This window comes from Amphritea japonica ATCC BAA-1530 (assembly GCF_016592435.1).
Classification (GTDB): domain Bacteria; phylum Pseudomonadota; class Gammaproteobacteria; order Pseudomonadales; family Balneatricaceae; genus Amphritea; species Amphritea japonica.
In genome coordinates this window covers 2,672,307-2,690,556 of the sequence record NZ_AP014545.1, presented here as the reverse complement: position 1 = coordinate 2,690,556, position 18,250 = coordinate 2,672,307, and the positions used below count along the sequence as shown (strand labels likewise).

Below are 18,250 nucleotides of genomic sequence, written 5' to 3'. Positions count from 1 at the left end.
TACATCTTAAGGGTAAGAGAGAGGACGGTATTTATTTGAATTATAAAACAGATGTTTAATAAGCTTTTAGACACAAATGGCAACCTGACTAAGTAAGATGAATGCAAGTTAACTTTTTTAGAAAAGGCGTGAATAAGTCTGCTAAGTTCGTTTTGAGCACAAAGCAACCCGTAGCAAAAGGGTATGCTAAGGTTAAAGGGTGTTGTACCTGGCTTTCCTGGAAAAGGCTTCGCCGTGAACATGCCTGAACGATAACTCTTCAACTAAATCGTTGTAATCTTTGGATAAAGAGTTCTCAATTGCAAAGATTGATGTTAAATAAGGGCTTAATAATAAGCGCTGATTTAATACTCGCTTTCAGATATCAATTTATAGCCTATTTAATAACGCAATGGATGCGGTGTAGGCACAGGTTTACATATGACTCTTGATGTAAATGGTGGCCAGCCCCGTGCGATTGGTTTCCTGTTACTGAATAATTTCACCATGATCTCACTGGCGTCTGCCGTTGAGGCCTTGCGTATGGCGAATCAGCTCAGCGGTGAGGAGTTATATTCCTGGTACACACTGACAATGGACGGTCAGCCTGTCAGTGCCAGTGACGGTATTACCATCACACCCGATGCCGGTGTTGAGAGCCGTCCGAATCTGGATATGGTGATCGTCGCCGGTGGCCTGAATATCACCAAAGTCTACGATCGCAGTCATATCAACTGGTTACAGGAGATGGAGCGAAAAGGCTGCAAGCTTGGAGCAATCTGTACCGGAGCCTACTTGTTGGCGGATGCCGGTTTGATGGATGGCTACGAATGCAGTACCCACTGGGAATACCTTGCAGCCCTTCAGGAGGCATTTCCTAAAGTCATCTGTTCCAATCGTTTGTTCAGCCTGGACCGGGGACGGATGACCTGTACCGGCGGTACGGTGCCGCTGGATATGATGTTGAATGTGATCAAGCTGGAGCATGGTTATCAGCTGTCGGCGGCTATCTCAGAGATGTTTATCTGTGATCGTGTTCGCGATGATAAAGATCAGCAAAAAGTACCTCTGCGTCATGTATTGGGAACCACTCAACCCAAGCTGTTAGAAATAGTGTCATTGATGGAAGCCAATATTGAAGAAGTGATCGAAATGGATGAGCTGGCTCACTATGTTGATCTCTCCCGTCGGCAGATGGAAAGGCTGTTCCAGAAATTTTTGAAATGCTCCCCGTCCCGTTACTATCTCAAGCTAAGGTTGTTGCGGGCGCGGCAACTGTTAAAGCAGACCACAATGTCGATTATTGATATTGCTGCGGCCTGTGGGTTTGTCTCCAGCCCTCATTTCAGTAAGTGTTACCGTGAACAGATGGGGATTCCACCCCGGGAAGAGCGCTCAGTGGTGAATAAGGGTGGGGAAGAGGGTGCAGAAAGCTCTCAGTCGATTACGCCTGTTAAAACGAAGCCTGTTATTAAAGAGCTTGCGACCAGAGATACTTTTACAGAAGCCAAAACCGAGTCTACCTTTGGCTCGATTCCGTTGAAGGATAAGCGGGATAAATAGGTATATTCAGAGAGCAGGATGGTCTGATGGTTCTTCCTGATCAAACTTCAAGCGGTAGAGATCATCAAGCAGGCCTATCACACTGCTTTTTCCGGAAGTGTACTCACCATCCGGGTCAGAGTATTGCTCTGCCAGTTTTGCTACCTCACTGATAGCGTGTTGCAGATCGATAGAATCTTGCTTATTTGTTGATATAGCCATCAGTTTTTCTCTGACATTACTGACTGCCAGTACACAGACACCGCGGTCATAGCTACTCGATTGTGCTTTTAGTGAGTGAAGATTAAGTAGCTCTTCAATCTTCTTTTTTGGTACCTGAAACCTTGTCATGGGTTACCCGTTTTCTATGAACGTAATCACTATAGTCATTATTTATCTGATATCGAGCGAACCGCTGGATTACGAACAGCGGTTGCCATGATAGCATCATCAACGATGGATACTCTGAAGTGATCTGCGCTGATGTTGAAAGATATAGATATACAAGTATTGATAGAGAGTTCAGCTTATATTGTTGATGTGGACATAGTTGAAGTTCTTGAACCAGAAATAGCCGACTTTGAAGGTGGAGATTGCTGGCTGTTTGATCGCTTTCGGGTCAGGCTTAACCAGCAGATTTTTCCTGATGAACCGCTGCCTTCATGGCAGCAAACTGAGCTGACTATGCCGGGGCGGAAAACAACTCAGCATGATACTTACCAATTGCACATCGGCCAACGGTTTATAGCATTCTATAGCTATAGTGCAATGGCTCGTGGTTATGCGCTTGAACAATTAGTAGAGTGGCAGGATAAAGTGATGACTGAAGTGACGAATCTGTCAGAAAGGCAAGCGCGGATAGTACGATGATAAAGCTAAAGTATTGTTTTGTAGTAGTGCTCATGCTGGTCGCTTCGAGTAGCTTCGCAGAATACCCTGATATGCAGGCCGGTGACACGCGTCAGATAAGAGGATCAGGCTCGCCTGATTGGCTGGCTGCAGTAGGTCGTTCAATCAGTAATAAAAGTGCGACAGTGGCCGAAGGGTGTAGCTGGTCGCTGGTGACTGATGATCTGAAAAAGGATGGCGTTATTATTCTGGGAGCGGGTCATTGTGTAGATCATTGGGTGAAAGGGGATGGCTCCTTTGATGTGGGCCCCAACAGTGTTTCCTGGGTCACAAATAGCGGTAAAAAAGTATCGCGGAAGATTGAGTCCATCCTCAAAGCAGAGACCCATCAAGGGGATTATGCTATTGCTAGAATTGACCGTTCGGTCTCTCGTTTTGATATTAAGCCTTTGATAAATGCACCTTACGATTACACTGATCTGATGGATCCGGATATGTTTGATCCGGATGCCTTTGCTACGATGGCAGGTTACAGTGCTGATACTGGTATAGGCCAGAAAGGTAAAGTATTAACCTATGATCGTTGTCGGCAGGTTAATGGTGGTGCTTCTGGTATGAAAAAAGCCTACTGCTACTCATATGAAGGAGCTTCGGGTGGCCCGCTTGTGGTGACCCTTAACTTGAAAAAAAGCTTTCCCGGCCAGACCGAAGATGAGGATGTGCTTTGGTATTTCGAAGATGATCTGCCGGGTATAAGTTATGGAATCTATCATTTCTTTGTAGGTACAATTGTGGGTGCCCGGGCCGGAGATGATGCTTCCAAAACATTATTTACCGAGACCACGCACTATAGTCGAATGCTGGATAAAGTTCTGAAAGAGCATTAAAGCTGGAGCTGTGTTGATAAATGCAGATATTCTGGATCTTAAAGAATTGCTTCATGGCTTCAATACAGAGGGTGATCCGGAACCCTCTTTTGTTAAAGCGCTGGCACAGTATCGTGGTGAAACAATTGATAAAACTTTAACCGCAGAAGTGTTTCTTAAAGGTGAATTTCCTGCGATATTTTCTGTGTTTATAATAATAGTGAAGGCCTGTTTGCCAGCAATACGCTGGAGGAAGCCGTAAACAAATATAATTATCTGATTTAGGCCATAAGGGTTCTCTGCTGATTCTCCCGCTTTCTAACGCTTTCTGCGGTTCCTGAACTCTCTGTTGTTATACGCTATTAGTTTTTCTGCTCTATAACCTATCGTGAATACGCTTTCTGAACTCATTTTTACCGCCTTCGTCGCTTTTGGTATTGAGTAAGTCGTTTCCAGCCCCTTCTAATTTTTCTTGAAAAACTACACTGATTTGAATGATGGAAAGGTCTGTTGCAGTCCTTTTTGCCTGCGGGCCTGTGAGTTTACCGGGTACCGATAATTATGATTTAGAAGGATAACGACCATGACCCCAGCTGATCTGCACAATGATTCCATCATTATCGATGGTTTGATCTGCGCTAAATGGGAACGCGCTCTGTTTGAAGATATGGCTAAAGGTGGCCTGACTGCCGCTAACTGCACCGTTGCATTCTGGGAAAATTTTGAAGGCACCGTGCGTAACATAGTCGAGATGAACGGGTTGATCGAAGAGAGCAGTGACCTGTTGCTGAAGGTGCGTACCACTGAAGATATCCACCGGGCCAAGCGGGAAGGTAAAACCGGGGTGATGATGGGCTTTCAGAATGCCAATGCGTTTGAAGACCAGATCGGCTATGTAAAAGTGTTTAAAGACCTGGGCGTGGGCATTGTGCAGATGTGTTACAACACCCAGAACCTGGTAGGTACCGGTTGTTATGAGCGTGATGGTGGTTTGTCTGGTTTTGGTCGTGAGATCGTCGCTGAGATGAACAAGCACGGTATGCTCTGTGATCTGTCTCACGTTGGCCCGAATACCGCTAAAGAAGTGATCGATGAGTCGAAGCAGCGGGTTGCTTACTCCCATTGTTTACCGGATGGATTGAAAGAGCATCCCCGTAATCGTTCCGATGAAGAGTTGAAATATATCGCTGATAAAGGCGGTTTTGTCGGCGTGACTATGTTTACCCCGTTCCTGCGTGCTGGTGTTAATGCCACGGTGGATGACTACGTTGAAGCGATCCGTTATGTCTACAACATTGTGGGAGAAGACGCGATCGGTATCGGTACCGACTTCACTCAGGGTCACGGTCACGATTTCTTTGAATACCTGACCCACGATAAAGGCTATGCCCGTCGTCTGACCCGTTTTGGCGAGATCATTAATCCAAAAGGTATCCGTACTGTTGGTGAATTCCCGAACCTGACTGAGGCTCTGTTGCGCGATGGTTTCTCTGAAAGCCAGGTGCGCAAGATTATGGGTGAGAACTGGGTGGATCTTCTGCGCGACGTCTGGGGTTCTTAAAGCTACTGCGCTTGATGATACGGCGTTATCGGGCCGGCTCGCGATGCTCATTTAGTGAACTAAATTCCGCTTGCTCACCGTCCTGATGCCTTGTCTCATCGGCGCTCGTTACGCTTTAAAAAGTAGATGTATGAATAGAATTTGTTAGTAAAAAATAAAAGAATTTTGAGGTAAAGAATTATGGGTGTACATGCGCCAGAAATGCCAATCGATGTAAATGATGAGACCGGAGTATGGACCACGGATGCACTGCCAATGTTGTATGTGCCGCGTCATTTCTTCGTCAATAACCACATGGGTATTGAGGAAGAGATCGGTGCTGATCGCTATGCCGATATTCTATACAAGGCGGGTTATAAGTCTGCTCATTACTGGTGTGAAAAAGAAGCGGCTGAGCATGGCTTGAGCGGCGCGGATGTTTGGCATCACTACCTCAAGCGTTTGTCGCAGCGCGGCTGGGGCTTTTTCATCACTGAAGAGCTGGATCTGGAAGCGGGTACCGCCAAAGTACGTTTAGAAAACTCTGCCTTTGTTTATCAGTACGGCAAAGTGAACCGTAAAGTGGATTACATGTTTACCGGCTGGTTTGCCGGTGCGCTGGATCAGATCGCTGAAAACCTGGGCTACGAGGTTCGCACTAAGGCCGAACAGACCCAGTGCGCGGCTGAGGATGGCTGTGACGTGGGTTACTTTGAAGTAACACCACTGTAAGAACGAAAAAATACAGGCAGGCCGACAGGTCTGCCCTGACGAATAAGAATTACGGCCTGCGTGCCGGCAACGAAAAAGGTGGGAGTCTACTATGTCCCAGTTTGATGTTCTGTTTGAGCCTTTAAAGATTAACAATCTGACAATCCGTAACCGTATTGTCAGTACAGCTCACGCCGAGGTTTATGCGACCGACGGCGGTATGACGACTGATCGCTACGTTAAATACTACGAGGAGAAAGCCAAAGGTGGCTGTGGCCTGAGTATTTGTGGTGGTTCCAGTGTGGTATCCATCGACAGTCCTCAAAGCTGGTGGAGTTCGGTCAACCTGTCGACCGATCGTATCATCCCGCATTTTCAGAACCTGGCAGATGCGGTGCATAAGCACGGCGGCAAGATCATGATTCAGATCACGCATATGGGTCGTCGTTCCCGTTGGGACGGAGAAAACTGGACTAACCTGATGTCTCCCTCCGGTATTCGTGAGCCGGTCCACCGTGCGACCTGTAAGATTATTGAAGAGGAAGATATCTGGCGGGTTATCGGTGATTTCGCTCAGGCGGCACGCCGCGCTAAAGAGGGTGGTCTGGACGGTGTTGAACTGTCAGCGGTTCACCAGCACCTGGTCGATCAGTTCTGGTCTCCACGGGTTAACAAACGTACCGATAAGTGGGGCGGGAGCTTCGAAAACCGTATGCGCTTTGGTATGGAAGTATTGAAAGCGGTTCGTGCGGAAGTCGGTCGTGATTTTGTTGTGGGGATGCGTATCACCGGTGATGAATTTCATCCTGATGGTTTGAACCACGACGATATGAAGCAGATCGCTGCGTATTATGATGCGACCGGAGAGCTTGATTTCTTCGGTGTGGTTGGCTCGGGTTGTGATACTCACAATACCCTGGCAAACGTTATCCCGAATATGAGTTATCCACCGGAGCCGTTCTTGCATCTGGCGGCGGGCATCAAAGAAGTTGTATCTGTTCCGGTGATTCATGCCCAGAACATTAAAGACCCGAATCAGGCTAAGCGTATTATCGAAGCCGGCTATGTGGATTTTGTGGGTATGACCCGCGCCCATATTGCCGACCCGCATATCATTGCCAAGATTAAGAATGATCAGGTCGATCAGATCCGTCAGTGTGTGGGTGCAAACTACTGTATCGACCGACAGTACCAGGGCCTGGATGTGCTTTGTATCCAGAATGCGGCGACGTCCCGTGAGTACATGGGGCTGCCACATATTATTGAGAAGACTACCGGCAAGGTTCGCAAGGTGGTGGTTATCGGGGGTGGCCCGGGTGGTCTGGAAGCGGCGCGGGTTGCTGCTGAACGGGGCCATCAGGTTGTGCTTGTCGAAAAAGCGGAAGAGCTGGGTGGTCAGATTACGCTGGCGGCTAAAGCCCCGCAGCGGGATCAGATTGCCGGTATTACACGCTGGTTAGCGATGGAAATTGAGCGCCTGGGTGTTGATGTTCGTCTGGGCACCGAAGCCAATGAAGAACTGGTTAGAGAGCTGAAGCCAGATGTTTGTGTGATCGCGACCGGTGGTAGTCCCTTTATCGATCAGAACCCTGAGTGGGGTGCTGCAGAGGGCTTGGTTGTCTCTAGCTGGGATATTCTCAGCGGCAAGGTTGAGCCGGGCAAAAACGTACTGATCTACGATACTATCTGCGAATTCTCAGGCCTTTCTGCCGCTGATTATCTGGCGTCGAAAGGGTCGCTGGTTGAGATCGTAACCGATGATATCAAGCCGGGTGTGGGTATTGGTGGAACGACGTTCCCTACTTACTATCGCTCGTTGTATGAGAAAGAGGTGATTATGACCTCGGACTATCTGCTGGAAAAAGTGTATCGCGAAGGTGATAGCCTGGTGGCTGTTCTGGAGAACGAGTATACCGCGCAGCGCGAAGAGCGGGTGGTTGACCAGATTGTGGTAGAAAACGGTACCCGTCCGAACGAAGAGCTGTTTTACGCGCTGAAAGAGGAGTCCCTTAATAAGGGACAGATCAACAATGAGGCGCTGTTTGATATCAAGCCTCAGCCTGTTCTCAGTGAAGATGCGGATGGCATGATCCTGTGGCGTCTGGGTGACTGTGTGTCTCAGCGTAATGTGCATGCGGCGATGTATGACGCTCTTCGCTTGTGTAAAGATCTCTGATCGTATCTGAGCTATTGCGCCTGGAATTGCTGCATTAAAAGTTTACGGCTGGTGCTCACATAGCGCTGTTATGCTCCGCTCATCCGTAAACTTTATGCCTTGAACTTCCTGTGCTCATGACGCTCAGATTGCTCAGTTCGGTTAGAAGCGCTTGTGTCAGCCCCGGTTCGTCACGAATCAGGGTTGGTCTGTAAGAATAACAGGGCAGGTACAACTGTCCGTACTCCTGTTAAAGAGGAGAGTCTATGTCTTTCGAATGGTTACATCCTGTCCTGATTGCTACCGCGTTGGTGCTGGCGGTGATTGGCGCGGTACGCCGGGTTAATCTATGGCGTGCCGGACAGCCAGATCAGGTTGATCTGATCGCTGGCCTGATGGCGATGCCTGGACGCTATCTGCATGATCTTCATGATATTGTCGAACGCGACAAATATATGTCTAAAACCCATGCGGCTACTGGTGGTGGTTTTGTACTTTCTGCTGCGTTGATTATTCTGGTTCACTTACTGGGGTTCGATAGCCAGATTCTGGCCTGGGCACTTTTAGGTGCGCTGGCGCTGATGTTTGTAGGTGCCCTGTTTGTCTTTAAACGTCGTCTTAATCCTCCTAGCCGAATATCCAAAGGCCCCTGGATGCGTTTGCCAAAGAGCCTGCTGGCCTTTGCCGGTGCGTTCTTCGTCCTGACACTACCGGCGGCCGGAGTTCTACCCGAAGGAACGGGGGGTATTCTGTTGTCATTGTTACTCACTGCGCTGATTATCTGGGGCATGGGTGAACTGTTCTTTGGCATGACCTGGGGTGGTCCGATGAAGCATGCCTTCGCAGGCGCGCTGCATCTGGCTTTTCATCGTCGTCAGGAACGGTTTGGTGGCGGTCGGTCGACGGGTTTAAAGCCGGTTGATCTTTCGCTTGCTCAGGAAGTGGGTGGCGTCTTAGGTGTCGCTAAACCGACTGACTTTAAGTGGAACCAGTTACTGGGTTTTGATGCTTGTGTTCAGTGCGGTAAATGTGAGGCGATGTGTCCGGCGTTTGCTGCAGGACAGCCTCTGAACCCGAAGAAACTGATTCAGGATATGGTGGTTGGCCTGGCGGGTGGCAGCGATGCGCAGTTTGCTGGCAGTCCTTACCCTGGTAAAGCGATAGGCGAGGCGACGGGTGGCCCGACACAAATCATTACTGAGGGGTTGATCGATCCCGATACACTCTGGTCTTGTACCACTTGTCGTGCCTGTGTCGAAGAGTGCCCGATGATGATCGAGCATGTAGATGCTGTCGTCGATATGCGCCGCTACCTGACAATGGAAAAAGGTAAGACGCCGAACAAGGGTGCCGAAGTACTGGATAACCTGATCGCTACGGATAACCCTAACGGGTATAACCCGGCGAGTCGGACTAACTCGGCGGCCGACCAGAATCTCAATTTGATGCGTGATGTTCAGAAAGCAGACGTTTTGTTCTGGGTATCCGATGGTGCCTTTGATATGCGTAGTCAGCGTATTTTGCGGGCGTTTGTGAAACTGCTTAAAGCCGCGAATGTTGATTTTGCAGTGCTGGGCGACGAAGAGCTGGATTCAGGAGATGTGGCGCGCCGCTTAGGCGATGATGCGGCGTTCCAGAGTATTGCTAAACGTAATCTGGCGGTACTTTCTCAATATAAGTTTAAGGCCATTGTTACCACCGACCCGCATGCCTATCACTGCCTGCGTAATGAATACGATGATTTCGGCAGTTCAGCTCTGGAGGGGGTTGAGGTATTGCACCATACAACCTATCTGAATGAACTGGTTCAACAGGGAAAACTGAAGTTAGATAGCTTCAGTGGTGGCAGGGTAACCTATCATGACCCATGTTACCTGGGGCGTTATAACGGTGAATACGAAGCCCCCCGTGAGCTGTTGCGCTCAATGGGCATCGAAATTGCGGAGATGGAGCGTTCTGGCTTCCGTTCACGTTGCTGCGGTGGCGGTGGCGGAGCACCTATTACGGATGTTCCGGGCGAACGACGTATCGCTGATATGCGGATGGAAGATGTGAACAGCACTGAAGCTGAACTGGTTGCCGTTGGTTGTCAGCAGTGTACTGCGATGTTGGAAGGTGTTGTTGAGCCGCGTCCGGAAGTGAAAGATATTGCAGAGATCCTGGTAGATCAACTGATCGAGGAGGTGCACTGATGAGCAATGACCATAAAAGTGAGCTTCTTAGAAGAGATCCCCGGATTGAGTGGATTGCGCGTAACCGTTTGCACCCATTGCATGGCACCGTTGGTGTTAGTGATGAAGTAGAAGTGCGTGGCCCTTCGGGGCTGATTCGAAAGAATCCACACAAGGTTGGCTTTATCGGGCCTAACGGTATTAAACGTATTGATCGCCTTAAAGGTAATGGCGCAACCGTTGCGACGGGGCGTCGTAGTGGCGCTCAAAGTGGACCTCAGGCTGTACAGTTGCCACTGCACAGTGTTGAGATCCCTGATTTCTACATCGTTGTGGTACCCGACATGGTCGGTGGTCGTTTGACCAGTCACGATAAAGATGTGATCGGTTTGGCGCATAAGCTTATCAGTGGATTAGAAGACTCCAATCCTGAAGAAAAGGGTGCGGTTCTGACGGTCTGTTTCGGAGAAAGCAAAGAGGAAGGTTTTGACACGGCCGGTGTTGATCGTTTGCTGTTGCTTGATGGTGAAGAATACCAGGGCTACAGTCCTGAGCAGCAACTGGCGGCAATGGTGCAGGTGGAAGCCAGTTATCAGCCGAAACACTGGTTATTCCCGGATAGCGTCAATGGGGGAGCTGATCTGGGCTCCCGCCTGGCAGCCCGGCTGGGTGAACGGCCTGCTGTGCAAGCGTGGCAGGTGGATAATGCAACGATGATTTGTCGTGGTGCCGGGGGTACAACAGATATCACCCGCAGCACAACACGTTTGATGCTGCTGGCAGAAGAGTGTGCCGATGCGATCGATGAAACGCGCCATGAAGCGTTGCCAGTCGAACTGGAATCTGTACCCGCTGTGATAGCGCAGCTGCAGGATCAGGGACAGGTTGCAGTTGATCCAAATGCCATACCTTTGGGTGAAGCTGAGTTTATCTTGTCTGCGGGTAACGGTATTCATAACTGGGATCAGTTCCACAAAGCGGCTGAACTGCTGGGTGCCACCGAAGGTGCCAGTCGGGTTGCAGTAGATGATGGCTTTATGCCACGGTTCCGTCAGGTGGGGGCAACCGGTACCTGGGTCACGGCACGGGTTTATCTGGCGGTCGGTATTTCCGGTGCGATCCAGCATATGCAGGGTATTGGTCAGTGTGACAAAGTCATCGCGATTAATACCGATGCCGGGTGTGACATGGTTAAAGCGGCAGCGTTAAGTACTGTCGGCGATAGTGAGGCGATTCTCAGTGAGTTGCTGACATTGGCGCAGGCATTCCGTGCCGGCCAGACTGAGGGAGGTGATCAGGATGCCGCATAATCTGCAACAAAGCTTAAGCGTAGTGTCATTAATTTCCGTAGGTAAACATCCTCAGTCTGGTCGTGAGCGTCGGGCAGAGCAGGATGGGCGCGCTGTTGAGCTGGGGATGACTTTAGCGGCCGATGCGCTTACCGTGCTGCATGCGGGCGATCCTGAACAGCAGGCGTTGCGAAGCTATGCCGGCATGGGGCTGAAATCGATCCGCGTATTGCAATTAGATCCCGCTGAGGATGCGTTAGCGCCGTTAGGTGAGTACCTGCAACAAAACGGCACTGACATAGTGCTGACTGGCGTACGTGCTGAGAGTGGTGAATCGTCGGGAATGGTGCCTTATCAGCTGGCTGAAAAATTAGGCTGGCCGATTGTACCGCGGATTGCTGATATTACCGCGGTAAAAGATGGCGTTGCTGATGTACTCCAGGCATTGCCACGGGGACAGCGTAGGGCCTTAAAAGTACGCCTGCCCTTTGTTGCCAGTGTTGATAATGCGGCGCAGGAACCGCGTCAAAGTGCGTTCGGCCCCGCCAGCCGGGCAACGATGGATGCATTGTCAGTCAGTGCTGAAACCGATGCTGTGCGTGCTGAGTGGAGTGAGGCGCCGGCGCGTAAACGACCAAAACGTTTGAAAGTTGTTAAGGCAAAGACCGCTGCAGATCGTTTTAAAGCGGCGACTGCAAAATCCCAGGGAGACGGGGGCAAGGTGATGCAAAATGAACCGGCTGCCGAACAGGCGCAGGCCATCTTTGATCTCCTGTTAGAAGAGGGAGTATTACGCTGACAAACGTGACGATGTTTAGCAGGATGTTTTATTAAAAGCGGTTAAATGTCGTTATTTGCATAAAATGTGCCGCTAAAAGAGGGTTTGGTATAGGGTTTCTTCTGTATATTTAAATTGTTTCTTGCACTTTGTTTTCTTGATTTGAAACGGCCTGACCCAAAACTGAATTTTTTGTTTGATTCAGCCCCAGGTATTTATAACCACTCTAAAGTTCACGGCTTTGAGTGGTTTTTTTTGTGTGTCATTCACTGCTTCGTATTGGAGGTTGTCTTCAGACTTTGGTAGGGTGTGCGTTGCAACTCGCTACTGGCTGGAAAATGGCTCTTATTTAGCTTGAAAGCATTTTCCAGGGAGGGGTAGAAACCGCGTAACATTATAATATTGTTCGGCTTATCATTGTTTATCTCTCTCTCATATTTCGCTTGTTATGCGCCTTGTCGAGAATAGGCATTTTACTGTTCTTTCTGTCGTAATAAGTCAGCTATTAAAACCAGACTGCTCATAAGATAGAGGCTTCCTGCGCAAAAAGTACTGGCAGCTTTATGGGCTTTACGGTCGAGATTTGATGCGGGAACTGTCAGGTAGGGTTGTAGAAGAAAGCACCGGTTGGCTCTGGTGATTGATGGGTGATCTGCAGTCCGTCTGATAGCAATATAAAAAGAATCTGGAGTAGTTTTATGAACCAAAAAGTTCAAAACGGCCCTAAGTCAGCTGAGTACACCTCTGACTATAAGGCCGGGCAGGATAATGTTCAGGTGCTGGGAATGGATATTCATAATCCGGTCTTCACCACCAGTGCACTAGCGATCCTGGCCTTTATTGTACTTGCCCTGGCGTTTCCTGCTGACGCTAAAGTGATGCTGGAGGGTGCCCGAACCTGGTCAATTGAAACCTTCGACTGGTTGTTTATGGTGGGCGGTAACGTTTTTGTGTTGTTCTGCCTGCTAATGATAGTGCTGCCGGTCGGTCGGATACGTTTAGGGGGAGCTGAGGCTAAACCTGATTTTAGTCGTATGTCGTGGTTCTCTATGTTGTTTGCTGCGGGTATGGGTATCGGCCTGATGTTCTGGAGTGTTGCAGAACCGGTTGCGTACTATACCGACTGGTGGGGTACTCCGCTGAATGCTGTGCCAAATACGCCTGAAGCTGCTGCTTCAGCGATGGGTGCAACCCTGTTTCACTGGGGATTACATCCCTGGGCGATCTACGGTGTTGTAGCACTGGCACTGGCCTTCTTTACCTACAATAAAGGGCTGCCACTGACAATTCGTTCAGCGTTTTATCCATTGCTGGGTGAGCGAGTCTGGGGACCTGTCGGCCATGTAATTGATATTGTTGCGGTATTGGCAACCATATTTGGTTTAGCGACCTCTCTGGGTTTAGGTGCTTCTCAGGCTGCCGGCGGATTAAATTATCTGTTTGGGGTAGAGAATAGTATCACCACTCAGATCGTTATCATTGTTGTGGTATCAGCAATCGCAATTATCTCCGTTACGCGTGGTCTGGAAGGCGGTGTTAAGCTGCTTAGCAACATTAATATGCTGATCGCAGCGGCCTTATTGTTGTTTGTAATAATTGCGGGCTCTCTGAGTGGATTCTTTAATAATCTGTCAATGACTGTCAGTAGCTATGTGACTGATATTGTTCCTTTGAGTAACTGGGTCGGACGTGAAGATGAGAAGTTCTACACAGGCTGGACAGTATTCTACTGGGCTTGGTGGGTATCCTGGTCGCCATTCGTGGGGATGTTTATCGCACGGGTATCCCGGGGCCGGACAGTACGCGAATTTATGATTGCGGTATTGCTTATCCCTACGGTGGTATCTGCTATCTGGATGGCAGCCTTTGGTGCACAGGCACTTGATCAGGTACAAAGCGGCACTGGCGCTCTGGCTAGCGGTCTGAGTGATGTGTCCCTGGCAATGTTCCAGATGCTGGACAATTTGCCACTGTCAGGTATTACTTCGGCGCTGGCGATTATTCTGGTACTGGTGTTCTTTATCACTTCATCCGACTCGGGTTCTCTGGTAATTGATTCGATTACGGCGGGTGGTAAAGTTGATTCGCCTGTGCCGCAGCGTGTTTTCTGGGCGGTGCTACAGGGATTGATTGCAGCAGTGCTGCTATATGGTGGAGGCTCTGAAGCGCTGAAAGCGTTACAAGCGGGCGCGATTACGGCCGGTCTGCCGTTCACTGTTATCCTGTTGTTTATGTGTGTCAGCATCTACAAAGGGTTGAAAACTGAAGTCTGAGAGGCGCGCTGACAAGCCCCTCTTAAGAATCAAAAAGCTGGCTTAGTGCCAGCTTTTTTTCGTTTGTGTAGAATATTATAAAATACCGGTGTGGCCCGTTTTAATACAGGAGAGACGAGTATGATGATCACTGACCTGATCGATCAGGATGATTTTTTTGATCTGCTAGTGCAAGCGGGTGTGTCTCTGGAGCAGGGCTGGTCGCCGCAGCAATGTAGTGATGCGGCGTTGCTCTGGTTGAAAGATCAGCCGGATGAGGTGCATGACAGCTTTAAGGTATTACTGGCTGAACTGCAGAAGCAGATTCCGGTGATGTTACCTGAAGTCAGGGATGCGCTAACGATATTGGAAGCGGGTGTTTAACGACTATTGTTTGCACACCCAACACACAAAAAAGCCGATGACACTGTCATCGGCTTTTTTATGGGCGTGACTCGTACTATTTACAGATAGTGTCCATCGCGTCGCTCCAGGCTTCCAGGCCGTGGTTTGCTTTGATCTGATTAATCCCTTTGAGGGTATATGTCCCCGGTGTCGCAATTGAATTGCCGATATCACCGTAGTCTAGTTCCGGACGGGATTCCGCCAGTGCAATCGCGCTGCTGATCGACTCTACGACCATCGTTCGTGCGGTGTCATTATCCATTCCCTGGCGTTTACTCCAGTCAATCAGTTGTTGAATCAGGTGATAGCTCCAGCCGTGCAAGCAACCATGGGCCAGTGCGGTATTAAAGAGTGATTCGGACTCCAGTACAACCACAGTACCGATGCTATTCAGCAGGCTCTCTGCAGCTTCGTTGGCTGGGAACAGTGGTACTGGTCCGGCACAAACTTCGGCACTGGCAGATGGCAGCGTTCTTACTAAGGTGGCGTTTTGCAGTGCGGGGTATTGCTTTAGTTGTTCCAGGGTTATACCGGCAATTGTTGAGATGACCAGTTGACCTGGTTTCATCTGCAAGTCATTTAATAACCCATCCAGCTGTTCCGGTCTGACCGCCAGCAGGATGATGTCACTGCTCTCAATCACCGCCTGGTTATTATCGGCAATAGTGCACTGGCTATTATTGGCCAGTTGTTTAGCAGCTTCTGCGTTACGAGGGCTCAGAACGATCTGCCGTTGGTCGTCGTTTCTACGAAGGCCGGTGACGGTGTACGTTGCCAGGTGACCGACGCCTAAAATACCCAGTGTAGCGGTTGTCATGTTGTGTTCTCCTGTTTGCGTCAGAACATTTTATGTATTCGGCGAAGAGGTGTTTTCCTCTCCGCGACGTATAAAGCAAAAAAAACCGCCATACAGGCGGTTTTTGAGCAAAAGCAGACTTAACGGCTTTTCAGGTTCTTATCAATGGTGTCGCTGTACCACTCCATAAAGTTTACGATGCCAAACTCGAAGGTTTCAGAATACGGACCTGGCTGGTAACCAATAGAGTTGATGCCCTGTTGGTTTTCTTCGCCGAGAACGCGATCCTGTTCATTGGTTGCATCCCAGACTTTACGCAGCTGTACCGGATCGTAATCAACACCTTCAACCGCATCTTTATGGACGAACCATTTAGTCGTGACTAATGATTCCTGGGCGGAAATTGGCAATACCCGGAAGACAATGAAGTGATCAGACTGCATGTGGTTCCACGAATTTGGCAGATGCAGGATACGCATGGAGCCCATTTGTGGATTTTTGATGCGTCCCAGCAATTTGTTGCAGCCGGCTTTGCCATCCATCGTCATTGCCTGAGTGCCTTTCTTCAATGGCATGCGTACGATACGGTTGCGAAGGCCGGGGCCAAAACTCTTGTGCTCGTGAGGTATGCCTTCGGCATCCCATGCTGCCGCCTGATCTTTACAGTGGTCTTTGAACTCCTGTGATGCGCGGGGATCGTTCGTGTCATCCCACTCAAGCAGGCTGTTCAGTAGTTCCGGATGGTTGCCAGCACAGTGGTAGCATTCGCGGTTGTTCTCAATTACCAGCTTCCAGTTAGCTTTTTCATACATGTTAGATTCCACCGCCAGCTTGGTGTTCTCTACATCATAAGGTTCCATGTACTCTTCAAGGGTGGACAGGAACTCATCAAAATCACCTTCAGGTTCCTCTTTACCCAGGCAGACAAAGATAAAGCCGCCAGCAGTTTTACAGAAGGCTTTTTTCAGCCCATGCTCCTGGGTTTCAAAGCTGTCACCCATTTCGGTGCCAGCGAATAACAAGTTGCCTTTCAGGTCATAAGTCCACTGGTGGTATGGGCAGACCAGATTGGCCACTTTACCCCGGTGTTCTGTGCAGATACGCGAGCCACGGTGACGACAGGTGTTGTGGAATGCATTAACGCTGCCGTCTGCATCCCGTACGACCAGTACCGGGTTCTGTGCAACTTCAACAGTAAAGTAATCGCCACGGGCTGGAATTTCACTGGTCATGCCAACGAATAGCCACTCTTTTTGAAAGACTTCCTCTACATCGATCCGGAACATCAGAGGATCGTTATACAAGGGCTGGGCCAAAGAATAATTGGCCGGACGCTCCTCAAGGAGGTTCGCCATCTCCTTTCGTGCCTCATGGATAGTGGCACAGGTCGAATTCAGTAGGTCATTTTGGTTCATTAGTCGCATCTTCCATCAAGGCACTGCGTGTGCATCGTTATAAATGATCAGGAATAACCCTGACCTGCATAGTGTTATTGCATGGGTTCATCCTCTATCAGCCTGCGTTTATGAGATTGACTGTTTACGACATGGACAAATACATAAATCGACCTGTATGGCAGGGATTGTCGGGGATGGTCGCAATAAGCAAATAAATGTCGTTAGTAGTTAATATTTGAAAACCAGCCCGACAGACAATGTGCTCATTAAGTGTGAATTGATGGATAGCTGTTTTAGCTACCATCCTATTGAGTCCAATTTATTAGCCCAATAACTGAACCGGTGCACTATCCGGCACTGATGAGAGATACACCATGACTAATACCGTCCCTGCTACTGTCGGCTCTGACAGCTTTATCCCGGTAAATACCCAGACCTGGGTTAATGGTCGTCACAACGTCCGTTGTGTAAAAGTGATCCGTGAAACCTGGGATGTGTGTACCTTCTGTTTTATGTCTGAACAGCCGGTGATGTACTTCTTTAAGCCTGGCCAGTTTGTCACCCTTGAACTAGAAATTGAGGGGCAGCAGGTGATGCGCTCTTATACGATTTCCAGTTCACCTTCGGTACCTTATAGTTTCTCTATTACGGTAAAGCTGGATACTAATGGATTGGTTTCAAACTGGTTGCACACGAATTTGAATGAGGGCGATCAGCTGGCGGTTCATGGCCCGGTAGGGCTGTTTAACTGTATCGACTTTCCTGCCCGTAAAGTGCTGCTGTTATCCGGTGGCGTAGGGATTACCCCAGTAATGTCTATGGCACGCTGGTGGTTTGATACCAATGCTGACGTGGATATCTCTTTTGTCCACAGCGCCCGGACACCGAAAGATATTGTTTTCCAGCGCGAACTGGATCATATGGCTTCCCGGATTAGCAACTTTAGCCTGCATCTCATCTGTGAAAAAATTGAGAGTGGTCAGGCATGGCATGGTTATCGTGGTTATCTTGATCAGATCAAGCTGGAAATGATTGCAGAAGATTTCCTCGAACGTGAAGTGTTCTGCTGTGGCCCGGCGCCTTATATGAATGCGGTTAAGAAGTTACTCCAGGCGAATGGTTTTGATATGGATCATTACCACGAGGAATCCTTTGGTGAGATGCCGGTCGGTGTAGAAGAAGAAGCGATAGAGAACGCTGAAATTGCTCAGGATGAGGCTGATGCACTCACCCAGGCTGATATGCTTAAAGTTGAGTTTGCTGGAAAAGGTATGAGCGTTCAGATCGCTCCCGGTGAAACCCTTCATACGGCAGCCACTAAGCTGGATCTTCTCATTCCTAAAGCTTGTGGTATGGGGATCTGTGGTACCTGTAAAGTGCTGGTAAAAGAGGGCGAAACTGAGATGTCTCATAATGGTGGTATCACCGATGAAGACGTTGAAGCGGGTTATGTATTATCCTGCTGCAGTGTGCCAAAAACTGATGTCGTTCTGGATTTTTGATACGCAGATATGACTATT

General features: G+C 49.1%; 16 protein-coding genes. 13 read left to right on the top strand and 3 right to left on the bottom strand.

Going from position 1 to position 18,250, the window contains the following annotated elements:
- Window positions 1-420 precede the first annotated feature (420 nt).
- Complete coding sequence (gene gbdR, locus AMJAP_RS12485; RefSeq protein WP_019620215.1) at window positions 421-1,542, top strand: choline metabolism transcriptional regulator GbdR; 1,122 nt, start codon at window positions 421-423, stop codon at window positions 1,540-1,542.
- Window positions 1,543-1,548: 6 nt separating this feature from the next.
- Here gbdR and AMJAP_RS12480 read toward each other — a convergent pair whose 3' ends face one another.
- Entirely contained in the window at window positions 1,549-1,872 is a 324-nt protein-coding gene (locus AMJAP_RS12480; protein WP_019620216.1) for a hypothetical protein, read from the bottom strand.
- A 132-nt stretch (window positions 1,873-2,004) separates the two neighbouring features.
- Between AMJAP_RS12480 and AMJAP_RS12475 the strand changes: the two genes are divergently transcribed.
- From AMJAP_RS12475 to AMJAP_RS12425, 11 genes are all read left to right on the top strand, one after another.
- On the top strand, window positions 2,005-2,391 hold the full coding sequence (locus tag AMJAP_RS12475; protein ID WP_019620217.1) for a hypothetical protein: 387 nt from the start codon (window positions 2,005-2,007) through the stop codon (window positions 2,389-2,391).
- Window positions 2,388-3,257, top strand: a complete 870-nt coding sequence (locus tag AMJAP_RS12470) for a serine protease family protein (RefSeq protein WP_019620218.1) — start codon at window positions 2,388-2,390, stop codon at window positions 3,255-3,257. The genes AMJAP_RS12475 and AMJAP_RS12470 overlap by 4 nt, the downstream gene beginning before the upstream one ends.
- Before the next feature lie 13 nt (window positions 3,258-3,270).
- Window positions 3,271-3,498, top strand: coding sequence for a hypothetical protein (locus tag AMJAP_RS12465; protein WP_019620219.1), 228 nt, complete (start codon window positions 3,271-3,273; stop codon window positions 3,496-3,498).
- A 321-nt stretch (window positions 3,499-3,819) separates the two neighbouring features.
- Window positions 3,820-4,797 (top strand): dipeptidase, encoded by a 978-nt coding sequence (locus AMJAP_RS12460; RefSeq protein WP_019620220.1) that lies wholly within the window; start codon window positions 3,820-3,822, stop codon window positions 4,795-4,797.
- Window positions 4,798-4,977: 180 nt separating this feature from the next.
- Window positions 4,978-5,508: a 4-vinyl reductase gene (locus tag AMJAP_RS12455; protein ID WP_019620221.1), complete on the top strand. Its 531-nt coding sequence runs from the start codon at window positions 4,978-4,980 to the stop codon at window positions 5,506-5,508.
- Between the two features lie 91 nt (window positions 5,509-5,599).
- Window positions 5,600-7,663: a dimethylglycine demethylation protein DgcA gene (gene dgcA / locus AMJAP_RS12450; protein WP_019620222.1), complete on the top strand. Its 2,064-nt coding sequence runs from the start codon at window positions 5,600-5,602 to the stop codon at window positions 7,661-7,663.
- A 245-nt stretch (window positions 7,664-7,908) separates the two neighbouring features.
- Window positions 7,909-9,834, top strand: coding sequence for a (Fe-S)-binding protein (locus tag AMJAP_RS12445; protein WP_019620223.1), 1,926 nt, complete (start codon window positions 7,909-7,911; stop codon window positions 9,832-9,834).
- A complete protein-coding gene (gene etfA / locus AMJAP_RS12440) occupies window positions 9,834-11,123 on the top strand; it encodes an electron transfer flavoprotein subunit alpha (RefSeq protein ID WP_019620224.1) in 1,290 nt (429 codons plus the stop codon). Before AMJAP_RS12445 ends, etfA begins: the two co-directional genes overlap by 1 nt.
- A complete protein-coding gene (gene etfB / locus AMJAP_RS12435) occupies window positions 11,113-11,901 on the top strand; it encodes an electron transfer flavoprotein subunit beta (protein WP_019620225.1) in 789 nt (262 codons plus the stop codon). The genes etfA and etfB overlap by 11 nt, the downstream gene beginning before the upstream one ends.
- Before the next feature lie 677 nt (window positions 11,902-12,578).
- Window positions 12,579-14,153 carry a BCCT family transporter gene (locus AMJAP_RS12430; RefSeq protein WP_019620226.1) on the top strand — a complete coding sequence of 525 codons (1,575 nt, stop codon included), beginning with the start codon at window positions 12,579-12,581 and terminating at the stop codon, window positions 14,151-14,153.
- Window positions 14,154-14,273: 120 nt separating this feature from the next.
- A complete protein-coding gene (locus AMJAP_RS12425) occupies window positions 14,274-14,516 on the top strand; it encodes a hypothetical protein (RefSeq protein WP_019620227.1) in 243 nt (80 codons plus the stop codon).
- A 76-nt stretch (window positions 14,517-14,592) separates the two neighbouring features.
- On the opposite strand, the gene AMJAP_RS12420 is transcribed toward AMJAP_RS12425, so the two are convergent.
- Together AMJAP_RS12420 and AMJAP_RS12415 are read right to left on the bottom strand one after the other, a co-directional pair.
- Complete coding sequence (locus AMJAP_RS12420) at window positions 14,593-15,354, bottom strand: NAD(P)-binding domain-containing protein (protein ID WP_019620228.1); 762 nt, start codon at window positions 15,352-15,354, stop codon at window positions 14,593-14,595.
- Between the two features lie 119 nt (window positions 15,355-15,473).
- The gene (locus tag AMJAP_RS12415) at window positions 15,474-16,748 is read right to left on the bottom strand and encodes an aromatic ring-hydroxylating oxygenase subunit alpha (RefSeq protein ID WP_026339952.1); all 1,275 of its coding nucleotides are present in this window, start codon (window positions 16,746-16,748) and stop codon (window positions 15,474-15,476) included.
- Window positions 16,749-17,104: 356 nt separating this feature from the next.
- On the opposite strand from AMJAP_RS12415, the gene AMJAP_RS12410 reads away from it, so the two are divergent.
- Entirely contained in the window at window positions 17,105-18,232 is a 1,128-nt protein-coding gene (locus AMJAP_RS12410; RefSeq protein ID WP_019620230.1) for an FAD-binding oxidoreductase, read from the top strand.
- The last annotated feature ends 18 nt before the right edge of the window (window positions 18,233-18,250 follow it).

Coding starts and splice junctions, on each gene's coding strand:
- gbdR (WP_019620215.1), top strand. CDS start 421: ATGACTCTTGATGTAAATGGTGGCCAGCCCCGTGCGATTGGTTTCCTG.
- AMJAP_RS12480 (WP_019620216.1), bottom strand. CDS start 1,872: ATGACAAGGTTTCAGGTACCAAAAAAGAAGATTGAAGAGCTACTTAAT.
- dgcA (WP_019620222.1), top strand. CDS start 5,600: ATGTCCCAGTTTGATGTTCTGTTTGAGCCTTTAAAGATTAACAATCTG.
- AMJAP_RS12410 (WP_019620230.1), top strand. CDS start 17,105: ATGACTAATACCGTCCCTGCTACTGTCGGCTCTGACAGCTTTATCCCG.
- AMJAP_RS12445 (WP_019620223.1), top strand. CDS start 7,909: ATGTCTTTCGAATGGTTACATCCTGTCCTGATTGCTACCGCGTTGGTG.
- etfA (WP_019620224.1), top strand. CDS start 9,834: ATGAGCAATGACCATAAAAGTGAGCTTCTTAGAAGAGATCCCCGGATT.
- AMJAP_RS12475 (WP_019620217.1), top strand. CDS start 2,005: ATGTTGAAAGATATAGATATACAAGTATTGATAGAGAGTTCAGCTTAT.
- AMJAP_RS12430 (WP_019620226.1), top strand. CDS start 12,579: ATGAACCAAAAAGTTCAAAACGGCCCTAAGTCAGCTGAGTACACCTCT.
- AMJAP_RS12455 (WP_019620221.1), top strand. CDS start 4,978: ATGGGTGTACATGCGCCAGAAATGCCAATCGATGTAAATGATGAGACC.
- AMJAP_RS12470 (WP_019620218.1), top strand. CDS start 2,388: ATGATAAAGCTAAAGTATTGTTTTGTAGTAGTGCTCATGCTGGTCGCT.
- AMJAP_RS12425 (WP_019620227.1), top strand. CDS start 14,274: ATGATGATCACTGACCTGATCGATCAGGATGATTTTTTTGATCTGCTA.
- AMJAP_RS12460 (WP_019620220.1), top strand. CDS start 3,820: ATGACCCCAGCTGATCTGCACAATGATTCCATCATTATCGATGGTTTG.
- AMJAP_RS12420 (WP_019620228.1), bottom strand. CDS start 15,354: ATGACAACCGCTACACTGGGTATTTTAGGCGTCGGTCACCTGGCAACG.
- AMJAP_RS12415 (WP_026339952.1), bottom strand. CDS start 16,748: ATGAACCAAAATGACCTACTGAATTCGACCTGTGCCACTATCCATGAG.
- etfB (WP_019620225.1), top strand. CDS start 11,113: ATGCCGCATAATCTGCAACAAAGCTTAAGCGTAGTGTCATTAATTTCC.